The organism is Terrihabitans rhizophilus (assembly GCF_033898525.1).
Taxonomy (GTDB): Bacteria; Pseudomonadota; Alphaproteobacteria; order Rhizobiales; family Methylopilaceae; genus Flaviflagellibacter; species Flaviflagellibacter rhizophilus.
In genome coordinates, this window is the sequence record NZ_JAXAFJ010000001.1 from 513,860 (window position 1) to 538,248 (window position 24,389).

Genomic DNA, 24,389 nt, shown 5'->3' on the forward strand with positions numbered 1-24,389 from the left:
CGCACTAGCCTATCTTGACCAGCCCTGCGGCGAAGCGGCGGCCGTTCTGCACGTAGTGCTCGGCAACCTGCCGGATCTGGGCCACCTGCTCGGGCGCGAGGGTGCGGATGGCCTTGGCCGGCGCGCCCACGATCAATGAGCCGTCTGGAAAGCTCTTTCCCTCGGTGAGCAGTGCGTTGGCTCCAACAAGGCAGTTTCGGCCGATCTCCACCCCGTTGAGCAGGGTGGCACCCATGCCGATCAGGGAGCCGCTGCCGATCGTACAGCCATGAACGATGGCACGGTGGCCCACCGTCACATTGTCACCGATGAGCAGTGGAAATCCGGGGTCGGCGTGCAGCACGGCCCCGTCCTGAACATTCGTGCCCACTCCGATCGTGATGCTGTCGTTGTCACCGCGGATGACCGCTCCGAACCACACGGTCGAGTCCTGACCTAGCCGTACCTTGCCCATCACATGAGCATCAGGTGCGATCCAGGTGGAGGAGCCTTCTGCGATCTCCGGCTGAACGCCGTCCAGGGAATAGATGGGCATCGTTCCTCACTCTTCGGTCTTAGATTGGGCCGTCCGCGATCGACCGATCATCCACAGGGTACGCTAATCGAGCCATGCGCCTGATTGCCATCAGCTATGCGATATCGTATCAATAATTATTGATGCGATTTCAAGACGGGCTGTCCCAACGGGCCTGCCAGGAAGAACGGGAGCGAAACATGATCAGAAATTCTCTTCGGATCGCGGCCATGGTTGGCGCGTCGCTGGCCCCACTGGCCGGCGCGGCAGCGGCTGACTGGACGCCGAACCGGCCGGTTGAATTCGTGGCGGCGGCCGGCCCCGGCGGCGGCACGGACACCTTCGCCCGCGTCGTGCAGTCCGCCTTGACCAAGGACAAGCTGCTCACCACCGCCATCATCGTCACTAACAAAGCCGGCGGCAGCGGTGCCGAGACATTCATCGACGCGCGCTCCAGCAAGGGCGACGCCTACAAGCTCTTCTTCGGGACGCAGGATGCTTACGTGCTCCCGCTCGCGAACAAGCTGTCCTACAGCCTCGACAACCTGACGCCGATCGCGGCCCTGGCGTTCGATCCCTTCATCCTGTGGGTGAACCCCAAGGCCTCCGGCATCGAGGACGTCGCCGGCTTCATCGCCAAGGCGAAAGAAGCGCCGGGCAGCGTCAAGATGGGCGGAGCGAAGGCCAAGGAAGCCGATGCCGCGCTTGTCACGCTCATCGAGCGCGCAGCCGACATCAAGCTCTCCTACATCCCCTACAAGAGCGGCAGCGAAGCGGCCATCCAGGTCTCCGGCGGCCACATCCAGGGCAATGTCAACAATCCCAGCGAGAGTGTCGAGCAATGGCGTGGTGGCACGCAGAAGCCGCTCTGCGTCTTCGAGGAGGAGCGGCTCGCCGACACCACGGTGATCGCTGACGGCCAGTCCTGGAATTCGATCCCCACCTGCAAGGAAGCCGGCCTGAACGTTGGATCCTTCGCTCAGCCGCGCACCGTCTGGGGCGCCAAGGACATGCCGGCGGAGGCCCTCGCCTTCTACACCGACCTGCTCAAGAAGGTGGCGGCCAGCGAGGAGTTCAAGGCCTACCAGCAGCGCGGCGCGCAGATCCCCCGGGTGCTGACGGGCGATGAATTCAAGGCATTCATCGAAACGCATGAGCAGAGCTATCGCGAGATCTACAAGCAGGCCGGCTGGCTGCGCGAGTAACCACGGCACGGCAGCCGGGGCGTAGCTTCGCGCCGGCTGCCCTCTTCATGTCTGTTGGACGGCGGGCCACGTGTCCGGGAGCGTTTTCATGGAAATCTCACGCAGAACAGGCGAGATCGGCGCAGCGATCGTCACGGCGCTTCTCGGCATCATCGTCTGTTACGGCTCGACCGAGAACGGCATCCAGTGGGATTCCTCCGGCCCGCAGCCCGGCTACTTTCCGTTCTACATCGGCTGCCTGATCATCTTCGGCAGCGTGGCCACCATCATCCAGACGCTGCTGCGCCGGCGCGACGGCGAGGAGCCCTTCGTAGACGCCGAGCGGCTGCGCAATGTGGTTTTCTTCTTCCTGCCGATCATTGCCTTCGCAGCCATTTCCATCTGGCTCGGCCTCTACATCGGCATCTTCATCTACATCTTCTTCACGATGTGGATCCCTGGAAAGATGAAGCTCCACAACGCCCTTCTCACGGCGATCATCGTGGTCGCCGTCAACTACATCCTGTTCGAAGTGCTGTTCACGGTGCCCCTGCTCAAGGGTCCGATCCTGAACGCGCTCGGCATCTACTGACCCCGCGGGCGAGGACGGACCATGGGCAATTTCGGCCTGCTTTTCGAGGGCTTCGGCGTCGCGCTGACCTCCTACCACATCATGATCATGGTCGTAGGCGTGCTGCTCGGGCTCGTCGTGGGCGTGCTCCCCGGTCTCGGTGCGCCGAATGGCGTCTCCCTGCTGCTGCCGCTGACCTTCACCATGGATCCGGTCTCGGCGATCATCCTGTTGACCAGCATGTATTGGGGGGCGCTGTTCGGCGGCTCCACGACCTCGATCCTGTTCAACATTCCCGGCGAGCCGTCCTCCGTCGCCACCACCTTCGACGGCTACCCCATGGCCAAGCAGGGTGAGGCGGTGCGCGCCCTGACGCTTGCCTTCTGCTCGGCCGGCATCGGCGCGCTGACGGGCGTTCTCGTCATCACGCTTCTGTCCGGCTGGGTCGCCAATTTTGCGCTGCGCTTCGGGGCCGCCGAATATTTCGCGGTCTACTTCCTGGCCTTCTCCAGCTTCATCGGCATGTCGACCGGATCACCGTTCAAGACCCTGGTCTCCATGATGCTGGGCTTCGCCTGCGCAACGATCGGCGCCGACACCATCTCCGGCGAGAGCCGCCTCACCTTCGACTTCGAGGAGCTGATCGGCGGCATCAGCTTCCTCATTGCGGTCATCGGTCTGTTCGGTCTCGGGGAACTGCTCACCACCATGGAGGAAAACCTCGAATTCCATGGTGTGAAGGCCAAGCTCGACATCCGCACGATCCTCCGAACCATGGCGGAACTGCCGCGCTACTGGGCCTCGATCCTGCGCAGTGCCGCCGTCGGCATCTGGATGGGCATCACGCCCGGCGGCCCGACCGCTGCATCCTTCATGAGCTACGCGCTGGGCCGCCGGTTCTCGAAAAATGGTGCCAACTTCGGCAAGGGTGCGCCCGAGGGCGTGATTTCGCCGGAAACCGCCGACCATTCCGCCGGCTCCTGCGCACTGCTGCCCATGCTGGCGCTGGGCATCCCCGGTTCCGCGACGGCCGCCGTGATGATGGGCGGTCTGATGATCTGGGGCCTGGCGCCCGGACCCATGCTGTTCACCCAGCGCCCGGATTTCGTGTGGGGGCTGATCGCCAGCATGTATGTCGGCAACGTCATCGCCGTGATCCTCGTGCTCGCGACCGTTCCGCTGTTCGCCTTCATCCTGCGAGCGCCGTTCCGCATCATGGGGCCCATGATCACCATGGTATGCATCATCGGCGCCTACACGGTGGCAAGCCACACCTTCGACATCTGGCTGGCGCTTGTGTTCGGCCTGGTGGGCTACGTGTTCAAGAAGCTGGACTATCCCTTGGCGCCGTTCGTGCTGGCCATGGTCTTGGGCCACAATGCCGAGGACTCGTTCCGGCAGGCCATGCTGACCTCAGGCGGTTCGGCCTCCATTTTCTGGTCCAACGGCCTTGTGGCCACGATGATGTTCCTCGGCGTCTTCTTCCTGCTGCTGCCACTCATCTCGCTTGTCCTTCGGCGGGCAGGAATCAACTTCCGCAGCCGCGCGATCGAGAAGGAGGCCGAGGCAGGATCGGTATGAGGCATTTCTCATTGGCTGCCCCATGTCTAATCTGACCGGCACGATTGTATCCGGACCGTGAGCGAGAGAAGTTTGATGGCGCGGGACCCTATTGTCAGGCAGAGCCTCCACGAGTCCCTCGTGGCACCGCTTCGGGAAATGATCCTGAACGGCGAACTGCGGCCGGGTGAAAAGGTGCCGGAGGAACAGCTGTGCGAGCAGTTCGGCGTGTCACGCACGCCGATCCGCGAGGCGCTCAAGGTGCTGGCTGCGGAGGGTGTTCTCCAGATCCTTCCGCACCGCGGCGCCATCGTCTCCCGCATCACGGAAGACCAGATCAACGAGATGTTCCCGATCATGGCCTCGCTGGAACGGCTGGCGGGAATGCTCGCCTGCCAGGTGGCCAGCCAAGCCGACATCGCGCGCGTGCGAAAGCTGCACGACGACATGATGGGCTTCTACAAGGCGGACGACGAGGCCAGCTACCTGCGCAGCAACCGGCTGATCCACGAAGCCTTCTTCGTCATCGCCGGCAACATCACACTGCTTTCGTTCTATCAGCAGATCCTCACGCGCATTCACTCCTGTCGTTTCGTCGTGCGCAAGACGCCGGAGCATTGGCGCAAGGCGGTGGCGGAGCATGAGGAGATGATCGCCGCTTTCGAAGCACGTGATGGCGAGCGGCTTGCGGCACTGCTGGAAAACCACGTCACCGATACCACGGTCGGCATCGCTCGCGATTACCTTGATCGCGAGCGCCCGGTTCCGCCCACGGCGGCAGCGGCCCCGAGCCGGCGCATGCGGGCGCCCGCCATCTCCGATCGTCCAATCTAGGCTGATGAGGGTGCGGCCCAGGGGCTGCACCATCTCTAATTATTGATTATGAATTGAGGGTAGATGCGATGAGCGAAGTTCTCGAACACACCACCGCCGAGACGCCGGATGCGAAATCGGCAGCATCCTTGCCGCTCGCAGGTGTGCGCGTGCTGGATTTCAGCCAGGTGATGGCGGGTCCGTTCTCGACCATGCTGCTGGCCGATCTCGGCGCGGACGTGATCAAGATAGAGCCGCCGACCGGCGACCAGACCCGAAGCGCCATGGGATTCAAGATGAAGGGGCCCGACAGCATGGGCTTCCTCAACATGAACCGGAACAAGCGCAGCGTGACCTTGGACCTCAAGACCGAGGCCGGCCGCGAGGCGTTCTACAAGCTGGTCGAGACCGCCGACATCCTGGTCGAGAACTACCGGCCCGGTGTCGTGAAGAAGCTGGGCGTCGATTACGAGACGCTGAAGACGATCAATCCGGGGCTGATCTATGCCTCCATCTCCGGCTTCGGCCAGACCGGCCCCTGGGCTGATCGTCCCGGTTTCGACCTGATGGCGCAGGCCATGTCGGGCGTCATGAGCGTGACCGGCCATCCCGGCGGCGCTCCGGTGAAGGCCGGCGTGCCCGTGGCCGACATCGGCTGCGCCCTGTTCTGCACCTATGCCCTGCTCAGCGCCTATATCGGCCGGCAGAAGAGCGGCGAAGGCCAGTACATCGACGCCTCCCTGTTCGAGGCTGCCCTCGCCTTCTCCATCTGGGACACGTCCGAATATTGGGGCACCGGCGTGATGCCGACGCCGGTCGGCACCTCCAACAAGATGAGCGCGCCCTATCAGGCCGTGAAGTCGAAGGACGGCTACTTCGTCATGGGCGCGACCAACCAGAAGCTTTGGACGCAGCTCTGCAACCAGCTCGGACGCCCGGACCTGCTGGACGACGAACGCTTCGCCACCAATCCGGTGCGCCTGAAGAACCGCGAAGCCCTTATCGAGGAACTGGAGAAGGTGTTCGTCACGAAAACTTCGGACGAATGGGTGGACGAACTTCTCGCCGTCGGCATCCCGGCGGGCAAGATGAGCAGCTATCCCGAAGCCTTCGAAAGCGAGCACGGCAAGCACCGCAAGATGCGCATCGAGATCCCCCACCCCATCGAGGGCACGGTGCCGAATATCGGTTTCCCGGTGAAGCTGATGGGCACGCCGCAGCAGATCCGCATGCACCCGCCGCTGCTAGGCGAGCACACCGAGAGCGTGCTGGCGGAAGCCGGCCTCGACGATGCCGCCGTGGCCGACCTCAAGGCGCGGGGAGCGTTCGGAGCATGAGCGGGCAGGTTCACTACACCGTCGCGGACGGCGTCGGATCGGTCGTGTTCGACCGTCCGGAAGCCCGCAATGCGATGACCTGGGGCATGTACGACGCGCTCGCCGAGATCTGCGGCAGGATCGCGGCGGACCGCAGCCTGCGCGTCGTCACCTTCAGGGGCGCCGGCGGAGAGGCGTTCGTCGCGGGCACCGATATCGAGCAGTTCCGCGAGTTCAAGACCGGCGGGGATGGCCTGGCCTATGAGGAGATCATCGACGCCCGCATCGGTGCGCTCGAGAGCCTGCCGGTCCCGACCATTGCCGTGGTCGAGGGCTTCGCCATCGGCGGCGGACTGGCGATCGCTGCCGCCTGCGATTTCCGCATTGCTACCCCGGCGACGCGCTTCGGCATCCCCATCGCCCGCACGCTGGGCAACACATTGTCCATCGCCAACACGGCGCGGGTGCTGGCGCATTTCGGTCCCGGCCGGGCCAAGCGCATGCTGATGCTGGCCGAGCTTCTCACGGCGCAGGAAGCCCGTGACTGCGGTTTCCTGACGGAGGTCGCCGAGCCGCAGGACCTTGAAGCCCGGCTCGCCATCCTCGTCTCGAAGCTGTCGGCCAATGCCCCTGTGACGATGCGGGTGCAGAAGGAAAGCATGAACCGCATCGTGCATGCTGGCCTGCCGCACGGCGACGATCTGGTAGCGGAATGCTATGGCAGCCGCGACTTCAAGATCGGCGTCGAGGCGTTCCTGACCAAGCAAAAGCCGGTCTGGACCGGCGAGTAGTGCAGAAGGGGCGCCAGGAGCGCTGCTTCCGGTCCTGATAAAATGTGAGCGGTCCTGTTAACGGCCTGTTCACCGTATTGGCGTGGGATACGCGGCGGCCCTCTGCCGGCCCCGGAGCCAATTCGTGTCGAACCGTCTTCGCGTCACCCTTTCGTCCCTGGCGTTCATCATGCTTGGCCTCGGCAGTGCCGGTGCCGAAAGCACGAGCCTCATGGATGACGATCCGATCGGTCGAGAGATCACCGGCAGCATCGGCCTTGTCCCCGCAGCGCCTCCCGCCGCCGTTGAGCAGGCTCCGACGGAACCGGCGCCAGCAGTCGTAAAGGAGCGTTTCCCTCCGGGCGAATTCGTGCTGGCCGCCAACACAGCCGTGTTCAGCCCCGAGCCGTTCGCACGCGGCAAGCACGATCCGCGCATGGCCAAGCTTCAGGTTCTGCTGGATCGCGCCGGCGTGTCGCCCGGCGTCATCGACGGCTTCTTTGGCGGCAACGTCTCCAAGGCGATTGCCGCTGCCCAGCGCATCAAGGGCCTCACCGAGGACGGCGTGCTGAGCGCTGAACTCTGGCGTGCCCTGGAGCGCGAAGCCGAGGACGCGTTCGTCGTCTACGAGATCGCCGAGGAAGATGTCGCGGGTCCGTTCGTCGCGCAGATGCCGACCGACTATGCGGAAATGGCCCTGCTTCCCGGGTTGCACTATCGCAACCCTGTCGAACTGCTGGCCGAGCGCTTCCACATGGACGAGGAGTTCCTTCGCGCCCTGAACCCGGACATCGACTTCGACAGGCCGGGCTCCACAATCGTGGTCGCCAATACGGGCTCGAACGTCAAAACGAAGGTCGCGCGGCTGGTGGCGGACAAGGCCAAGCGCCAGTTGCTGGGCTACGATGCAGAAGACAATCTCGTCGTGGCCTATCCCGCCACGATCGGCAGTTCCGACCTTCCCTCGCCCAGCGGCGTGCACGCAGTGAAGAACACCGCCGTCAGCCCGGAATACTGGTATCGGCCGCAGGTCAATTTCCAACAGGGCAACAACACCAAGGCCCTGCGCCTGCCCCCGGGGCCCAACAACCCCGTGGGCGCGGTGTGGATCGGGCTCGACAAGCCGACCTATGGCATCCACGGCACCCCCGAGCCCTCCAAGATCGACAAGACGAACAGCCACGGCTGCATCCGTCTGGCGAATTTCGACGTGCTCGAACTGGTGAAGCTGGTCGAGAAAGGCGTCCCGGTCGAATTCACGGGCGACCGGCTGGACATGACGGCGGTGGACCCGGCTTCGGAACTCAACGAAGTGCGAACTGTGGCCGAATGAGCCGCATGTGAGTGGACTGCTGTCGGACTTGCGGTGAGGATTGCGGATGTTTTCCTCGTCGACGCTTCGCAACGCCGCTGCGGCGGCGGCATTCTTTGTAGCTGCCAGTTCCGCTGGTTCACGAGCTGCGGATGCGAATGGCTGTGCCCAGGAGACCTTTGAGAGCGGCCGCTATGCGGTCTGCACGGTGGACGCATCCGCGTCCGGCCTGCGCCTCTTCTGGAACGATGGCGAGGGCAAGCCTTTCCGCAACTTTTCGAATCTTGCGAAGGCAATCGAGGGTGGAGGCGGCGAACTGCTCTTCGCGTTGAACGGGGGCATGTATCAGCGCGACTTCACTCCGGTCGGCCTGCACATAGAGGACGGACAGGAACTGCGCCCGGCAGACCGGGCCAGCGTGGAAGGTCCACCGGCAAAGGTGCCGAACTTCTACAAGAAGCCGAACGGCGTCTTCTTCATCGGCGAAGGGAAGGCGGGCATCCTGCCGACCGAAGTGTTTCTGCAGAAACGCCCCGAGGCGCGGTTCGCGACGCAGTCCGGACCCATGCTGGTGATCGAGAACGAACTGCACCCGGCGCTGATCCCCGGATCGACCGACAAGACGCGCCGCAGCGGCGTCGGCATCTGCGCCGAAGGTCAGGTGCGGTTCGCAGTCAGCGATGATGCCGTCAACTTCCACGACTTCGCCCGGCTGTTCAGGGACGGGCTGGGCTGCCGCGACGCTCTTTTCCTCGATGGCGGGCGCGGCGTCGGCCTCTATGTGCCGTCGCTCGGGCGGAATGACTGGTCCTGGTATGGCGGCTACGGGCCGATCATCGGTCTGGTGACGCAGCGCTGAACATCTGGGCAGCCCGTGCCGTCTTCTTAGGCAACGCCGGAAGGATCGTCCGAGGCGCATGGCCATGAAGCTGGCACGGCCGTTGCAGGTACTTGTCTGTCGCTAGGGTTCCGGCCGTCCTCCACGGTGCTGGTCCGAGAGCAACACCCCGCCTGGGAGACATCGGGCGGGCACACGGCGGGACAAAAGCCCGGGAGATCTGACCAGCGGATGCGCCGCGAGGTTTGGATTTTCATTCCGGCCCGTCGCGCTCCATCGCAGTGGAGCAGTTCCTTGACCGACACTCGATCCTTCTCAACGTCCGGCTTGCGTGCCAGCCCACCGCCGAATTCCGTGCTCTACGAGACGGTGCTCGCGGGCGGCAAGCACTGGTCCTTCACCATGAAGGCGGGCACCGCCCTGCGCCTCATCGACATAGAGGGCGGGGCCAATGCCGGCATGCTGTTCTACAATCCCGCGAACCTGCTTGAGCGCTACAACGCCCCCGACACGCTGAAGTGCCAGCACACCTTCAAGCTCACGGCCGGCAATTGCCTGTACTCGGACATGGGTCGCATCTTCTGCTCCATCACCGAGGACAGCATGGGCTGGCACGACAGCGTGTGCGGCAATCTCAGCGCTCGCATGGTGGAGGAGCGCTGGGGCGCGCGCGACTACCAGCACGACCGCAATGACTGGAAGCAGAACGGCCGCGACAGCTTCCTCGTGGAGGCCGCCAAATACGGGCTCGGAAAGCGCGACCTCGCCGCCAATGTGAACTGGTTCTCCAAGGTGGCCGTGGAGGATGACGGCACCATCGCCTACGTGCCCGATGCCTCGAAGGCCGGCAACCATGTCGAGCTGCGCTTCGAGATGGACACGCTCGTCCTCATGCACACCTGCCCGCACCCGCTGAACAAGGCTGAGAGCTATCCCTGGCGGCCCGTGGGCGTGGAATTCCGCACGTCTGCTCCCGTCCCGGAGAGCGATGCCTGCCGCCTGTCGAGGCCGGAAAATGCGCGCGGTTTCGAGAATAACCGCCTCTATCACCTGTGCGGCTGCTGAGGGAGCGCGTCATGAACACGGAAAGCACCCTCAACCCCGCCCAAGCCATGTACCGCCAGACGGTACCGGCAGGTGACTACTGGCTGCATATTGTGAAGCGCGGCGAAACCCTCCGCATCGTGGACCTGGAAGGCAATCAGGCCGCCGACACACTGTTCTTCAGCGCGGAAAATCCCGGCGAGCGCTACAGCGCCACCGACACGATCCGCGAACAGGGCAACATCTTCCTCGGCACGGGCACGCGCATCCTGTCCGACGAGGGCAATGCCATGCTCACCATCACCGCCGACACCGTCGGGCGGCACGACACCGTGGGCGGTGCCTGCTCCACCGAGGCCAACACCGTGCGCTACGATCTGGAAAAGCGCACCATGCACGCCTGTCGCGACAGCTGGATGCTGGCCGTGGCCGAGCATCCGGAGTTCGGCCTGACCAAGCGCGACATCACCCACAACATCAACTTCTTCATGAACGTGCCGGTGACCTCGGAAGGCGGGCTGACCTTTGCCGATGGCCTCAGCGCGCCGGGCAAGTATGTGGAGATGCGCGCGGAGATGTCCGTCATCGTCCTGATCTCGAACTGCCCGCAGCTCAACAACCCTTGCAATGCCTACAATCCGACCCCGGTCGAGCTCCTGATCTGGGACGCGCCCGCCATGGCGGAGGCGTGAGGCCGCCATGTTCCGCAAGGTCCTGATCGCAAATCGCGGCGCCATCGCGTGCCGCATCATCCGCACGCTCGACCGCATGGGCGTAGCCTCCGTCGCTGTCTATTCGGAAGCGGACCGGCACTCCCTGCACGTGTCTCGGGCCACCGAAGCCGTCTGCATCGGCCCAGCCCCTGCCGCGCAGAGCTACCTGAACGCCGAGGCCATCCTTGATGCTGCCAGGCGCACAGGCGCCGAGGCCATCCACCCCGGCTACGGCTTCCTCTCCGAGAACCCGGACTTCGCGGCAGCCTGCGCAGCCGCTGGCATCGCCTTCATCGGCCCGGGCCCGGAGCACATGCGCGCTTTCGGGCTGAAGCACCGCGCCCGCGAACTGGCGGAAGCGGCGGGCGTGCCACTGGCGCCCGGCGGCGGGCTGATCGCGGATGTGGACGCCGCCCGCGCGGAGGCCGAGCGCATCGGCTATCCGGTCATGATCAAGAGCACCGCCGGCGGCGGCGGCATCGGCCTTCAGCTCTGCCGCACGGCAGAGGAGATCGGCCCGCTTTTCGAGCGCGTGACGCGCCTCGCCGGCAACAATTTCAAGGATGCGGGCGTCTTCCTCGAAAAGTTCGTGGAACGCGGCCGCCACATCGAGGTGCAGATTTTCGGTGACGGCGCAGGCCGCGTGCTGGCGCTGGGCGAGCGGGACTGCTCCGCGCAGCGACGCAACCAGAAGGTCGTGGAGGAAACACCCGCGCCCGGCCTCACGGACGAGCAGCGCGCCGCTCTATTCGCCATCGCAGAGCGGCTCGGCGAAAGCGTGTCCTACGCCAATGCCGGCACCGTCGAATTCCTCTACGACGTGGACGCGGGCGCCTTCTATTTCCTTGAGGTGAACACCCGCCTGCAGGTGGAGCACGGCGTCACCGAGGAGGTGACGGGCATCGATCTCGTGGAGTGGATGGTGCGGCAGGCAGCGGGCGAGGACGTGCCGCTGGAGCGCCGGCCGGAGCCGAAGGGCCATTCCATACAGGTGCGCCTCTATGCGGAGGATCCGGGCCGGGCGTTCCGCCCCAGCGCCGGCCTGCTGACGCATGTGCGCTTCCCGGATGCCCGGGTCGAGACCTGGGTCAAGGCCGGCACGGAGGTGCCGCCCTTCTACGATCCCATGATCGCCAAGCTCATCGTCCATGGCTCGGACCGCAGGGATGCCTTGGCGAAGCTCGCGACGGCGTTGGACCAAACCGAACTGGCCGGCATCGAGACCAATCTCGATTATCTCCGCTATCTGGCGGTGCTGCCTGCCCTTGAGCGGGGCGAGATCACCACCCGCACCTTGGAGGGACTGGACTACCGCCCTTCAACGATCGAGGTCATCAGCGGAGGCACCCAGACCACGGTGCAGGACTGGCCGGGCCGCACGGGCTACTGGTCCGTGGGCGTGCCCCCGTCGGGGCCGATGGACCACCTGTCGTTCCGCCTCGCCAACCGCTCCCTCGGGAATGCGGCGGATGCGGCGGCGCTGGAACTCACCCTCTCCGGACCAACGCTACGCTTCGACCGCGCAACGACCATGTGCCTGACGGGGGCCGCCATGCCCGCCACGCTCGACGGACAGCCGGTGCCGTTCTGGGAGCCCGTGCCTGTCGGGGCAGGGCAAGTGCTGGCGATCGGCAGCGCCACGGAGGCCGGCACTCGCGCCTATCTGGCGGTGGCCGGCGGCTTTCAGGTGCCGGCCTATCTAGGCTCGCGCGCCACCTTCACGCTGGGCAAGTTCGGCGGCCATGGCGGGCGTGCGCTGCTGCCGGGCGATGTGCTGCATATCACCGGCGCCCAGCCAACAGACTTTGCCGCGATCCCCGAGGAGTTGCGTCCCACCCTCACGCGCGACTGGCAGATCGGCGTGCTCTACGGCCCCCACGGAGCGCCGGACTTCTTCACCGACTACGACATCACCACTCTGTTCGCGACGGACTGGGAGGTGCACTACAATTCCAACCGCACCGGCGTTCGGCTCATTGGCCCCAAGCCGCAATGGGCGCGCACAGATGGCGGCGAGGCGGGCCTGCACCCCTCCAACATCCACGACAACGCCTATGCCATCGGCGCGGTGGATTTTACCGGCGACATGCCGGTGATCCTCGGACCCGACGGGCCGAGCCTCGGCGGCTTCGTCTGCCCCGTCACCATCGTGCAGGCCGAAATCTGGAAGATGGGGCAGCTCTCGCCCGGCGACCGGGTGCGCTTCGTGCGCCTCGATCCGCGCGTGGCCGATCAGGCGGAGGCCGACCAGACCGCCAGCATCGACGCGCTCGCACCGGTTGAGGCGGCTCCGGTCGGCGACGCCGGCCCGGACGCTGCGGTGCTGCTGACGCGCGCGGCCCGGGGTGAGAACCCGGCCGTGGTCTACCGCCGGCAGGGCGACCGCTATCTGCTGGTGGAATATGGACCACTGGTGCTGGACCTCGACCTGCGCTTCCGCGTCCATGCGCTGATGCTGGAAGTGGAGCGCCGCGAGCCTTCGGGGATCGTGGACCTGACACCCGGCATCCGCTCGCTGCAGGTGCACTACGATCCCGAACACCTGCCCCTCGGCGCGCTTCTCGCGCTGTTGCAGGAGGCGGAGGACGCCCTGCCCTCCATAGACGACATGGAGGTGGAGACGCGGATTGTCCACATGCCCTTGTCGTGGGACGACGAGCAGACCCAGCTCGCCATCCGCAAATACACCCAGTCGGTGCGGCCGGACGCGCCGTGGGCGCCGTCGAACATCGAGTTCATCCGCCGCATCAACGGGCTCGACAGCGTCGAGGACGTGAAGCGCATCGTGTTCGAGGCCAGCTATCTGGTGCTGGGTCTCGGCGACGTCTATCTCGGCGCGCCGGTGGCGACCCCGCTCGACCCGCGCCACCGCCTCGTCACCACCAAGTACAATCCGGCCCGCACATGGACGCCGGAAAATGCAGTTGGCATCGGCGGCGCCTATCTGTGCGTCTATGGCATGGAGGGACCCGGCGGCTACCAGTTCGTGGGCCGCACCTCTCAGGTCTGGAACGCGTGGCGCAGCACGGCGGAGTTCGAACGCGGCAAGCCGTGGCTGCTGCGCTTCTTCGACCAGATCCGGTTCTACGAGGTCTCACATGAGGAGCTCATGCGCTTCAGGGACGACTTCCCGCACGGAAAAGTCGGTCTTCGCATCACGACCGAACGCTTCAGGCTGGCGGACTACCGCCGCTTCCTCGCCGAGAATACAGAGGGCATCGCAGCCTTCAAGACGACCCAGCAGAACGCCTTCGAGGAGGAGCGCGCCCGCTGGGAAGCCTCCGGACAGGCCGTGTTCATGGAACGAGAGCCGGAGCCTGAAGAGGACGAGCATGCGTTGCCGCCGGGCGGCAGCGCCGTGCCGAGCCCCATTCCCGGCAGCGTCTGGAAGATAAACGTCGCGCCGGGAGACCGTGTGTCGGCCGGCGACGTGCTAATCGTGGTGGAAGCCATGAAGATGGAAATCGAGGTCAAGGCGCCGGCCAATGGCGTGGTGCATGAACTGCGCTGCGTAGAAGGCCGAGCCATTTCGCTGGGGCAGACCCTGGCCGTCCTGATGCCGGAGAAAGCCGCATGAACCGCCCCATCGACCTCGCCGCCCTCGCCGCGGCCTATGCCGGCGGGCTCGATCCCGCGGACCTCGTCCGGGACATCCGCGCCTCGATCGTCGCCGGCGGCGAACGTCCGGTCTGGATCACGCTGGTTCCGGAGGAAGACCTTCTGGACAGGTGCAAGGCCATAACGGCCGCCCGTGTGGCAGGGCAGAGCCTGCCCTTGTTCGGCGTGCCGTTCGCGGCGAAGGACAATATCGACGTGGCCGGCCTGCCCACCACGGCAGGCTGCCCCGACTTCGCGTTCGTGCCGGAGCGTTCCGCCAATGTAATCGAGCGGCTGGAAGCCGCCGGCGCCATCCTCATCGGCAAGACGAACCTCGACCAGTTCGCCACCGGGCTTAACGGCACGCGCTCGCCCTTCGGCATTCCCTCCTGCGTGTTCGACGCGGATTATGTGTCGGGTGGATCGAGCTCCGGTTCGGCGGTGGCTGTTGCCTCTGGTCTCGTCAGCTTTTCACTCGGCACCGACACCGCCGGCTCCGGGCGCGTGCCGGCCAGCTTCAACAACATTGTCGGCCTCAAGCCGACCAAGGGGCTGATCTCCACGCGGGGTGTCCTGCCGGCCTGCCGCAGCCAGGACGTGGTGTCGGTCTTCGCCGGCTCCGTCGATGATGCGCTCGCGGTGACGGAGATCGCCGGCGGCTATGACGCCGAGGACATCTACTCCCGCCACGCGCCAGCCGCGACCTTTGCCGGCGCGGAGTGGGAGCCCGGCTTTCGCTTCGGTGTGCCGGACACCCCCGACTTCTTCGGCGACGCCGAGGCGGAAAGGCTGTTCCATCGGAGCGTTGCCCATCTGGAAGCGCTTGGCGGCACTGCCGTGCCGTTCAATCTCGCGCTGTTCCAGGACGCGGCCCAGTTGCTCTATGCCGGCCCCTGGGTCGCCGAGCGGCTGGCCGCCATCAAGGGCTTCGCGCGCACGAAGCCGGAGAGCATCCACGAGGTCGTGCGCGGCATCATTCTCGGGGCCGACAAGTACAGCGCGGTCGATGCCTTCGAAGGTCAGTACAAGCTGGCGGAACTCACTCGCCGCGCGGAGGCCGAGTGGGCCCGCATGGACGTGATGCTGCTGCCTACCGCCGGCACCATCTACACCATCGCGGACATGCTGGCGGATCCGGTGCGCCTGAACTCCAACCTTGGCGCCTACACCAATTTCGTGAACCTGATGGATCTTTCCGCCATCGCCGTTCCCGCAGGCTTCCGGCCGAACGGCCTGCCATTCGGCGTCACGCTGATCGGGCACGCGTTCGAGGATGGCGCCATCGCAGCCCTTGCCGATCGCCTGCACCGGCGCCTTGGCCAGCCGTCGGTCGGCAATACAGGGCATCCCTTGCCCGCCCTTACGGCGCGGCCCGCATCGCGCACCGGCCATGTCGAGCTTGCCGTGGTCGGCGCGCATCTGATGGGGCAGCCGCTCAACCACCAGCTTACCTCGCGGGGTGCGCATCTCGTCTGCGCCACCCGCACCGCTCCCGGCTACCGCCTCTATGCGCTGTCCGGCACCACGCCGCCGAAGCCCGGCCTAGCCTACGACGGGGAAGGCGCGGGGCTCATCGAGGTCGAGGTTTGGAGCATGCCGGCAACCGCCTTCGGCAGCTTCGTCGCGGAAATCCCGCCGCCGCTGGGCATCGGCACCCTGACCCTGGAAGACGGGGCGCAGGTAAAGGGCTTCATCTGCGAGCCGCACGCCTTGTCATCAGCCACCGACATCACGGTGCATGGCGGCTGGCGCGCTTATCTTGGCGCCCAGTAGAACCGGCTCTGCGCCACGTTGGTGGAGCTCTCTACCACCGGACGCTGAAACGTATGGGTCCCGGCCTTCGCCGGGACCCCCTGAACTCGAGGAACCTTCGCGCGTCCCGGCGAAGGCCGGGACCCATGCCCTCCGAGACGCGGTTGAAGCTCAGGGAGCGCCGCACGCCACGCTGGCCCACTCAAATCACCCCGCCTCGGATTTCACCCGCAGCCGCTCCATCAGATCACGCCGTTCCGCCTTCGCGTTCAGCGGCAGGTCGTAGGTGATGTTGGCCCCATAGGCGCCAGGTGCCTGCGGGTCGCGCCGCACCTTATCGAAGGCCAGCACCCGGGTCGCCAGCGCGAATCCCTCCTTCACGTCGTGCGTGACCATGAACACGGTCATGCCGTTCTCGCGCCACAGCCGGCGCACCAGTTCGTACATCTGGACCTTGGTGCCGGCGTCGAGCGCGCCGAACGGCTCGTCCAGCAGCAGAACCTTCGGGCGGCGCACCAGCGTCTGGGCGATGGCCAGGCGCTGCTGCATGCCGCCGGAAAGCTCGCCCGGATATTTGTCCACGCTGTCGCGCAGGCCGACCTCCTCGATCACGGCGTTCGCCTCGGGCACCGAGGCGCGGCGGCGCGCGCCGAACAGCTTGCCGAGCAGCGGCGAACGCTCGAATTCGAGGCCCAGCAACACGTTCTCCAGAACGGTCAGATGCGGGAACACCGAATAGCGCTGGAACACCACGCCACGGTCAGGTCCCGGTTCCTTCGGCAGGGGCGCGCCGTCCAGCGTGACGGTGCCGCGCGTGGGCTGCTCCATGCCGAGCATCATCCGCAGGAAGGTGGTCTTGCCGCAGCCGGAGGGCCCGATCAGCGCGCAGAACTCACCGGAGGGCACGGAGAGGTTGATGCGCTCCAGCACCACCTGATCCCCGTACTCCTTCCACAGATTGCGGATCTCGACGGCGCTCATCGCGCGTTCCTCGCAAGCCAGGGGAAGCAGCGGGCGTTCAGCAGCCGCAGCAGGAAATCGATGAGGAAGGCCAGCAGCGTAATCCACGCGACGTAGGGAAGGATCACGTCCATCGCGAGATATCGGCGGACGAGAAAGATGCGGTAGCCGAGCCCGTTGGTGGCGGCGATAGCCTCCGCCGAGATCAGGAACAACCATGCGGGACCGAGCGAAAGCCGCACGGAATCGATAAGGCGCGGCAGCATCTGCGGCAGCACCACGCGCACGATGATCTGCCATGTGGAGGCGCCGAGCGTCTGCGCCTTGATGACGAGTTCGCCCGGCATCTCCAGCACGCGCGCCGAGAGATCGCGGATCAGGAAGGGCGCGACGCCGATGACGATCAGCATCACCTTCGACAACTCATCCAGCCCGAACGTGATGAACAGGATCGGCAGGATCGCCATGGGCGGAATAAGCGAGAGCACCGCCACGAGCGGCGCAAACACCGCCCGCACATAGGGCAGCACCCCGATCAAAATGCCGAAGACGAGGCCGGCCAGAGTGGCAATGCCGAGCCCGAGGCCGAGGCGCGTCAGGCTCGCCGCCGTGTCCGCCCAGAGCAGGTACTGTCCGCTGCGTGCATCAGGCTCGAAAGCCATGCGCTGGATGGCGGCGGCGAAGCTGGAGAACGCCGGCAGCAGCTTGTCGTTCGGGTTCTCCGCCAGCCGCGCCCCCGAGGCCACGAGATAGACCAGCAGCAGGAGCACGAAAGGCAGCGCGCCCAAAAGAAAGGACGCGCCGCGATCAGGCTTGAGGTTGATAAGGCGCCGCATCACATCTCTCGCCGAACGAGGTCAGAGCGGCGCGGCACCGTGGCGCCGCGCCTGATCCTCAGAGCGCGCCGGTGGCCGCCATGTTCATGTAGGTATCGTCGAAACGCAGCTTCACATTGCCCGCATTGCCCAGCGTCTTGCCGCCGGGGAACGACATGCCGACCTCGTCCGGGCTCTTCGCGCCCTCGCCCAGCAGGCCATGGCTGAAGGAGAACTTGCGCACCCGGTCCATGGCCTCGACGAGGGCTGGATCGCGGGCGAATGCGACGGCCTCCTTCGGGTCGGAGTAGAGCTTCGTCGTCTTCAACTGGTCGTCGAAGCTTTCGGGTGTGCTGCCGGAAAGCTTTGCCATCGCCTCGCGCGCCTCGCCGCCTTTTCCGAGCGCTGCCAGCGTTTCGTACCACGCACCGGCGAGCGCCTTGCCGAAGTCCGGGTTGTCGTTGAGGGCTTCGGTGTTCACCAGCAGCATGTCGATGATCTCCATCGGGATCTTGCTGGAGTCGAACACCGCCGTCATGCCGGGCAGCGCCTTGATCTCCGAGACGAGCGGGTTCCAGGTCACCACGGCCGTGACATCGGGCGTGCTGGCCACCGCGATCATGTCCGCGTCGGAGGTGTTGACCACCGTCACGTCCTTCTCGCTGAGGCCGACCGTCTCGAGCGCGCGCGCCATGAGGTAATGGGAAACGCTCAGCTCCACGAGGTTGACCTGCTGGCCCTTGATGTCGGCCAGGGATTTCTTGCCCTTGAGGATGACGGCGTCATTACCGTTGGAATAATCACCCAGGATGAGCGCCGTGGAATCCACGCCGCCGGCCGCCGGAATGGCCAGCGCGTCGCCGTTCGTCACCGTCACGCCGTCGAACTGGCCGGCCGTGAACTGGTTCACCGATTCCACGTAGTCGTTGATCTGCACGACATCCACGGTGAGGCCGTATTTGTCGGCCCACTTCTTCAGGATGCCGCTGTCCTCGGCGTACTGCCACGGCACCCAGCCCACATAGATGGACCAGCCGACTTTGAACTCCTTCTTGGGAGCGGCCGCGGCCGGTGCGGAAAGCGTGGCGGCAAAAACGGCCGCGGCAGAGAGGGCGCCAAACCAGCGCAGGATACCCGTTCGCATCATGAACTCCTCGTCTCGGGGGCTCTGCGAAGTCCGGTTGTCCTGTCGGGGCTGGTCAAGGCGTCGAGACCCGCCCGCGACCGGACCTCTGGTCCCTCGCGGCTTAGGATCTCCCGGGCTTTTATCCCGCCGTGGCTCCGCCTGAGGCGGGAGTGCATCTCTCGGACCAGCGCTCAGGCGAGCCGGAACCCTAGATGCATTATGAGCCTAGCAATGCAGGTTGCGTGCCACCTGCCCTGAACGCGTGGCCGGCCTGCAAGAGCGACGCGCCTGCACAAGTTTTCATCATTGCGTCGCTTCTGCGGGCATGCTGCTAAAGAGCATTCCTGAACCACCTGGCCGAGACCGCGACTTCCGCGATCAGGCGCCGGTGCATCAACTGAAGCCCGACATTTCGCTGTGAGAGCTGACGCAGCCTATGTGTCTTGCAGCCCTTCATCAGCAATAGATTGTTCTTAAAACCTTAGAAGTCTTGCAGCGGGACTGATCTTAGGTCTTGATGCGGCCAATGGCTGCTGGCTGGGGCGGCGAGGTTAAAAAAGTAGGTTGCTTACTATGAACGATATTGTCGACGACACGGATCATCTTCACCTGGCTGCGGAAATCGTCACCGCCTATGTCGCCAACAACACCGTGCGTCCGTCCGATCTCCCCCAGCTGATAGCGGATGTTCATGCAGCGGTGCTGAAGTTGTCGGGTCCTGTTCAAGAAAAGCAGGCCGAGGCGCAGGCTCCCGCGATCCCCGTGCGTAAATCGATCACGCCGGACTTCATCATTTGCCTGGAAGACGGCAAGAAGTTCAAATCGCTGAAGCGGCACCTTCGCACGCAATACGACCTCACCCCCGAGCAGTACCGCGAGAAGTGGGGCCTTCCGGCCGACTACCCGATGGTGGCGCCGAACTACGCCCAGGCGCGCTCGGCTCTTGCGAAGCAGATGGGCCTTGGACAGGCGCGCAAGCGGGCGACCGCAAAGCGAGCCACTGCCAAGGCTTGATCTCCACTATCTCCCAGCATCGATCCAGAAAGCTCCCACGGCCGCGAGGTCGTGGGAGCTTTCTGTTTGGGCGTCGCCAGCTCGCGGTGTCTCGTCCGTCCACCAGTTCGGGATGACGGGCGCAGCCGTTTCGCTGATCCGGCCTTGCGATCCTCCCCTTCAGGAATGCGCGGGATCGTGCGATGAAGGCCCATGCTGACGCCGACCTCCCCCGCTTTCGCTGCCGATCCCGTGACCGCTTGAAACAGCACAGCCCTGTTGCGCCTGGCCTGACTGGCGAACAGATCGAGGAAGCGCGGCTTGCCGCGTTGGCCTCCTACGACATCCTCGACACTCCGGCCGAACAAGGTTTCGACGATATCGTGCATCTTGCGCGCGAGATCTGCGCGACCCCGGTGGCGCTGGTCAGCCTTGTTGCGGCCGACCGGCAATGGTTCAAGGCAAAGGAGGGTTTCGATGCCTGCGAGACGCCGATCGAGCAATCAGTCTGTGCGCACGCCCTGCAGTCCTCGGACCTCCTGATCATCCCCGACCTCGCGCTGGATCCCCGGACGCGCGGCAATACCCTGGTGACCGAAGAACCCCACATCCGCTTCTATGCCGGCGCTCCGCTGATCACGGCGGCGGGGATCATCATAGGAACGCTGTGCGTCATCGACCGCGTGCCGCGTCCCCACGGATTGACCACGGCACAGGCTGAAAACCTGCAGCGTCTGGCCGGCCAGGTCATGACCCAGCTCGACCTCCGGCGGGCCCTCAAGGAGCAGCATGAGGTTGAAGCGCAGCGGCAGCTGTTGAACGCTGAATTATCCCACCGCCTCAAGAACACCCTCGCCATGGTGCAGGCGATAGCCAATCAGACGCTCCGCGGCGTCACGGAGCAGGACGCGGTTACGGCGTTCAAGAAGCGCATCATCGCCATAGCGGCCGCCCATGACGTGCTTCTCCGGGAAAGCTGGGCGGCTGCGGACATGCGGACGGTGGCCAAGGCGGCGCTGGGCATCTTCGATGCGCCCTTCAGGTTCGACGTGTCCGGGCCGGACCTCACCATCGGCCCCCGCGCTACCCTCTCCGTGTCGATGCTGATCCACGAGCTGGCGACCAACGCGCTGAAGTATGGCGCCCTCTCCGTCGATGGCGGCCGCGTGTCTGTTGCATGGCACCTGGAGGCGAACAGCGACGCCACCGACGTCGTCCTGAACTGGACCGAGACCGGAGGACCGCCCGCGAGCGAACCCGCACGTCGTGGGTTCGGGTCGCGCCTGATCGGGATGGGCCTGGTGGGATCGGGAGCCTGCGAGATCCACTACCTTCCCGCAGGATTGCAGGCTCGCTTCAGCGCGCCGCTGGACGCCATGCAGCAGCAATAAGGCTTCCGTCGCACGCTGTTTTCGCCCGGCCTCGGACTGCCAGAACTTCTGCGGAGACCCATACGAGGGACCGGCAGCATGTCCTTGGCGAAGGCGTTAAGCCGACGATTACCCTAGCCACAGGATGTCCGGTTCGCCCCCCCGGCACGTGCTATCGTGCTGATCGACGCTCCAGGGCGGGCATGTTGGCCGGGTATGTACGTGTTTGATTCAAGAATTCAGGTCGAACAGGTTCGCCTCGACGCTCTACGCAACCTCAACATCCTGGATACCCCACCGAGCGAAAGCTTCGACAGGATCACGCGAACAGCCGGCCGCATCTTCGACCTGCCCATCGCCGCGGTATCGCTGACGGACGCTGACCGTCAGTGGTTCAAGTCCCGCATCGGCGTCGATCACTGGCAGATCCCGCGCGAGAACGCCCCGTGTTCTGAAGTCTCGGAATTCGCCGGCACCGTGGTCATCAAGGACTTTCAGGACAGCGCCTGCTACCGCGACAGTCATCTGGGCCGCTCCGGCATCAGGTTCTACGCTGGCGCTCCTCTTGTGACGCGGGATGGCCACGCGCTCGGCGCCCTGTGCGTGCTGGGTACGGAGCCGCGTGACGCGACGCCTGAAGAGATCTCCGCCCTTGAGGACCTGGCTGCCATGGTGATGGCCCAGATCGAGTTGCAACACGCGTTCGGCCGCATCGATCCGGTGAGCGGCCTGCCGAACCGCAACCAATTGCTCGATGATCTTGAGGATCTGGCGCGCGACAAGGCCGACAAGGCTTGCTGCGTGACGGTGATCGATCTCATCAGCGCTGTCGACCTGGCGAATTTGCTGCGTGTCGCGGGTCCGTCCTTCCTGGACGACCTGATAGCGTCGTCAAGCCGCTCGGTGCGGCAGACGCTGGGCCGCACCTCGGGCCTCTACCATATCGCGGCGACCCAATATGCATATGCTTCCACCGGACAGGATCTGGAGGAGCTGTTTGCCGAAACACTGCAGGTAAGGGCAGGATTGCTTGCCGATAGCCGCCTTGCAGGGGAGACCTTCTCGATCACGCCCGCGATCGGCCTTGCGCCCTTTGTTCTAGGCAAAGCCGCTCCCCGCGATGTCCTGCGCATGGCCCATAGCGCCGCGCAGGATGCGCGCGACGCGGATACGGGCGCCGGCATTTACTCGCTCGCACTCGATGAAGCCCACCGCCGCCGCTTCGCGCTTATCGGCCGAATGCGCGAAGCACTCGTGCGACCCGGCGAACTGTGGCTGGCCTATCAGCCCCGCATCGATCTTCGCTCGGGCCATTGCGTGGGCGCGGAGGCGCTGTTGAGGTGGAACCACCCGGTGCTCGGCGCTGTCTCGCCCGGCGAGTTCATGCCTCTGATCGAGCAGACCAGGCTTGCGCGTGACGTGACGGAATGGGTGATCAGGTCCGTCTTGATGCAGGCTGCCGAGTGGATCTCCCTCGGGCGCAACCTCGTCCTGTCGCTGAACATCTCGGCCTCCAACCTGGCCGAGGAAGACTTTGCCGAGCGGCTGATCGCGGCGGTGACATCTGCAGGTCTGCCGCCCTCGGCCATCGAGATCGAACTGACCGAGAGCGCGATCATCGAGAAGGGTGAACTTCCTATCGAGCACCTGAAGCGCATCAACGACGCCGGCCTCGGGATCGCCATCGATGATTTCGGGACAGGCTACAGCAGCCTCTCCTATCTGGAGCACATTCCTGCCAAGGTGCTGAAGATCGATCGCTCGTTCATGAAAACCCTGGGCTCCGACCCGCGATCATCCACCCTCGTAGGAGCCATGATCTCCCTCTCCCACGATCTCGGCTACCGGGTCGTGGGAGAAGGCGTCGAGACGGAGGAGGTCTACCGCCTTTTGCAGCAGCTTGGCTGCGACGAGGCCCAGGGGTTCCTGATGTGTCGTCCCCTTCCAGCCGCGGACATGATATCGTGGCTTGAGGAACGGTCCTTGCCGCCTTTGCCTCTGCGGCGGCTGGCAGATCTGTCGAACGACCTGCACTGGAACTGAGAGCGGTTCCGTAAGCCGGCGGTTTCGGCTCAGCTTACGTGGCGGGCCCGGCCGTGCTGTCGCGCATAGCTAGTTCGAAGCCGAGATCCACGATCCGCTCTTCGATGGGTTCTTCCTGGATCGCACCCAGCGCCATGCGCATGGACAGCAGGCCCATGTCGTACCGATAGGTGCGGACGCTGCTGAGCGAAGGCGTAGCGGCCGCCATCATCTCCAGGTCGTTGAAGCCGGCAATGCCGACCCGGCCCGGAACAGGCAGTGCCATGTTCTGGCATTCGAACAAGGCACCGAGCGCGAGGTCGTCATTGTTGCAGAACACGGCGTCGAGACCGGCGGAGCGGGTCGCGAGGTCGCGGAACAGGTGGCGACCCAAAGTCACCGAAGAAGGCGCCGGCGTGGTGATGATGATGGAGGGATCCCCGAGCCCCGCCTCGTCCATGGCATCGTGGTAGCCCTGCAGGCGGCGCTGCGAGCGCGGGTCCATGCGCGCGCCTATGAAGCCGATCCGTCGGTACCCCGAGGCGATAAGATGGCGCACGACGGCCGCGCCCGCATCCCGGTGTGAGAAGCCAACCATCATGTCGATGGGGTCGGGTCCCGTCTCCATGATCTGGACGACGGGGCAGTCCGCGTCCTGCAGGATCGCGCGGGCCGTCTCGGTCTGGTCGATGCCGGAGACGATGAGCGCCGAGGGCTTCTGCCGCGCGAAGGTCGTGAGAAGGCGCTCCTCCTCCGCAGGCTGGTAGCGGCTGTTGCCCAGCTGGATCTGATAGGCTTGGCCTTCCAGCGCGTCATACATCCCGCGCAGGACATCGGCGAAGACGTTGTTTGTGAGCGACGGAACGATCACGCCGATCACGTCCGTGCGCGACGATGCAAGCGCCCGCGCATTCGGATCGGGCACATAGCCGAGCGCCTCGACTGCGGCGGCGACATTGCCGCGCAATTCCTCGGAGACCTTCTGTGGCTCGCGCAAGGCGCGCGACGCCGTGATGGGGCTTACTCCCGCGAGCCGCGCCACGTCCGCGATGGTCGGCCGGCCGGCGCCGCGGCGCCTTCTGGAGGTGCGGTCCATTCTCGTCATCCTCCCAGCGATTG

General features: G+C 65.2%; 20 protein-coding genes and 2 riboswitches. Of the genes, 15 read left to right on the plus strand and 5 right to left on the minus strand.

Going from position 1 to position 24,389, the window contains the following annotated elements:
* Window positions 1-4 precede the first annotated feature (4 nt).
* Window positions 5-535 carry a gamma carbonic anhydrase family protein gene (locus SCD90_RS02305; protein ID WP_319842999.1) on the minus strand — a complete coding sequence of 177 codons (531 nt, stop codon included), beginning with the start codon at window positions 533-535 and terminating at the stop codon, window positions 5-7.
* A gap of 179 nt (window positions 536-714) precedes the next feature.
* Here SCD90_RS02305 and SCD90_RS02310 point away from each other — a divergent pair, with 179 nt between their 5' ends.
* From SCD90_RS02310 to atzF, 12 genes are all read left to right on the plus strand, one after another.
* Window positions 715-1,719, plus strand: coding sequence for a tripartite tricarboxylate transporter substrate binding protein (locus tag SCD90_RS02310; RefSeq protein WP_319843000.1), 1,005 nt, complete (start codon window positions 715-717; stop codon window positions 1,717-1,719).
* 88 nt (window positions 1,720-1,807) lie between these two features.
* Window positions 1,808-2,290, plus strand: a complete 483-nt coding sequence (locus SCD90_RS02315; protein WP_319843001.1) for a tripartite tricarboxylate transporter TctB family protein — start codon at window positions 1,808-1,810, stop codon at window positions 2,288-2,290.
* Between the two features lie 21 nt (window positions 2,291-2,311).
* Window positions 2,312-3,850 (plus strand): tripartite tricarboxylate transporter permease, encoded by a 1,539-nt coding sequence (locus SCD90_RS02320; protein ID WP_319843002.1) that lies wholly within the window; start codon window positions 2,312-2,314, stop codon window positions 3,848-3,850.
* A gap of 120 nt (window positions 3,851-3,970) precedes the next feature.
* Entirely contained in the window at window positions 3,971-4,663 is a 693-nt protein-coding gene (locus SCD90_RS02325; RefSeq protein WP_319843003.1) for a GntR family transcriptional regulator, read from the plus strand.
* Between the two features lie 68 nt (window positions 4,664-4,731).
* On the plus strand, window positions 4,732-5,979 hold the full coding sequence (locus SCD90_RS02330) for a CaiB/BaiF CoA transferase family protein (protein WP_319843004.1): 1,248 nt from the start codon (window positions 4,732-4,734) through the stop codon (window positions 5,977-5,979).
* Window positions 5,976-6,749, plus strand: a complete 774-nt coding sequence (locus SCD90_RS02335; RefSeq protein WP_319843005.1) for an enoyl-CoA hydratase/isomerase family protein — start codon at window positions 5,976-5,978, stop codon at window positions 6,747-6,749. Before SCD90_RS02330 ends, SCD90_RS02335 begins: the two co-directional genes overlap by 4 nt.
* A 124-nt stretch (window positions 6,750-6,873) precedes the next feature.
* Entirely contained in the window at window positions 6,874-8,061 is a 1,188-nt protein-coding gene (locus tag SCD90_RS02340) for a L,D-transpeptidase family protein (RefSeq protein ID WP_319843006.1), read from the plus strand.
* A 46-nt stretch (window positions 8,062-8,107) separates the two neighbouring features.
* The gene (locus tag SCD90_RS02345) at window positions 8,108-8,899 is read left to right on the plus strand and encodes a phosphodiester glycosidase family protein (RefSeq protein WP_319843007.1); all 792 of its coding nucleotides are present in this window, start codon (window positions 8,108-8,110) and stop codon (window positions 8,897-8,899) included.
* Window positions 8,900-8,990: 91 nt separating this feature from the next.
* Window positions 8,991-9,098: riboswitch (guanidine-I (ykkC/yxkD leader) on the plus strand.
* A 74-nt stretch (window positions 9,099-9,172) separates the two neighbouring features.
* Window positions 9,173-9,943, plus strand: coding sequence for an urea amidolyase associated protein UAAP1 (locus SCD90_RS02350; protein WP_319843008.1), 771 nt, complete (start codon window positions 9,173-9,175; stop codon window positions 9,941-9,943).
* 11 nt (window positions 9,944-9,954) lie between these two features.
* Window positions 9,955-10,614, plus strand: coding sequence for an urea amidolyase associated protein UAAP2 (locus SCD90_RS02355; RefSeq protein WP_319843009.1), 660 nt, complete (start codon window positions 9,955-9,957; stop codon window positions 10,612-10,614).
* Between the two features lie 7 nt (window positions 10,615-10,621).
* Entirely contained in the window at window positions 10,622-14,212 is a 3,591-nt protein-coding gene (gene uca, locus SCD90_RS02360) for an urea carboxylase (RefSeq protein ID WP_319843010.1), read from the plus strand.
* On the plus strand, window positions 14,209-16,005 hold the full coding sequence (gene atzF / locus SCD90_RS02365; RefSeq protein WP_319843011.1) for an allophanate hydrolase: 1,797 nt from the start codon (window positions 14,209-14,211) through the stop codon (window positions 16,003-16,005). Before uca ends, atzF begins: the two co-directional genes overlap by 4 nt.
* Before the next feature lie 186 nt (window positions 16,006-16,191).
* On the opposite strand, the gene SCD90_RS02370 is transcribed toward atzF, so the two are convergent.
* From SCD90_RS02370 to SCD90_RS02380, 3 genes are read right to left on the minus strand one after another with little or no spacing between them, the layout of a single operon-like run.
* On the minus strand, window positions 16,192-16,965 hold the full coding sequence (locus tag SCD90_RS02370; protein WP_319843012.1) for an ABC transporter ATP-binding protein: 774 nt from the start codon (window positions 16,963-16,965) through the stop codon (window positions 16,192-16,194).
* Window positions 16,962-17,780 carry an ABC transporter permease gene (locus SCD90_RS02375; protein ID WP_319843013.1) on the minus strand — a complete coding sequence of 273 codons (819 nt, stop codon included), beginning with the start codon at window positions 17,778-17,780 and terminating at the stop codon, window positions 16,962-16,964. The genes SCD90_RS02370 and SCD90_RS02375 overlap by 4 nt, the downstream gene beginning before the upstream one ends.
* A 58-nt stretch (window positions 17,781-17,838) precedes the next feature.
* Complete coding sequence (locus SCD90_RS02380; RefSeq protein ID WP_319843230.1) at window positions 17,839-18,903, minus strand: putative urea ABC transporter substrate-binding protein; 1,065 nt, start codon at window positions 18,901-18,903, stop codon at window positions 17,839-17,841.
* Between the two features lie 108 nt (window positions 18,904-19,011).
* Window positions 19,012-19,108: riboswitch (guanidine-I (ykkC/yxkD leader) on the minus strand.
* A gap of 350 nt (window positions 19,109-19,458) precedes the next feature.
* Between SCD90_RS02380 and SCD90_RS02385 the strand changes: the two genes are divergently transcribed.
* From SCD90_RS02385 to SCD90_RS02395, 3 genes are all read left to right on the plus strand, one after another.
* Window positions 19,459-19,899 carry a Ros/MucR family transcriptional regulator gene (locus SCD90_RS02385; RefSeq protein ID WP_319843014.1) on the plus strand — a complete coding sequence of 147 codons (441 nt, stop codon included), beginning with the start codon at window positions 19,459-19,461 and terminating at the stop codon, window positions 19,897-19,899.
* A gap of 239 nt (window positions 19,900-20,138) precedes the next feature.
* Window positions 20,139-21,269 (plus strand): sensor histidine kinase, encoded by a 1,131-nt coding sequence (locus SCD90_RS02390; RefSeq protein ID WP_319843015.1) that lies wholly within the window; start codon window positions 20,139-20,141, stop codon window positions 21,267-21,269.
* A 201-nt stretch (window positions 21,270-21,470) separates the two neighbouring features.
* Window positions 21,471-23,291: a sensor domain-containing phosphodiesterase gene (locus tag SCD90_RS02395; protein WP_319843016.1), complete on the plus strand. Its 1,821-nt coding sequence runs from the start codon at window positions 21,471-21,473 to the stop codon at window positions 23,289-23,291.
* A gap of 34 nt (window positions 23,292-23,325) precedes the next feature.
* Here SCD90_RS02395 and gntR read toward each other — a convergent pair whose 3' ends face one another.
* Window positions 23,326-24,366, minus strand: coding sequence for an HTH-type transcriptional regulator GntR (gene gntR, locus SCD90_RS02400; RefSeq protein WP_425265620.1), 1,041 nt, complete (start codon window positions 24,364-24,366; stop codon window positions 23,326-23,328).
* Window positions 24,367-24,389 lie beyond the last annotated feature (23 nt).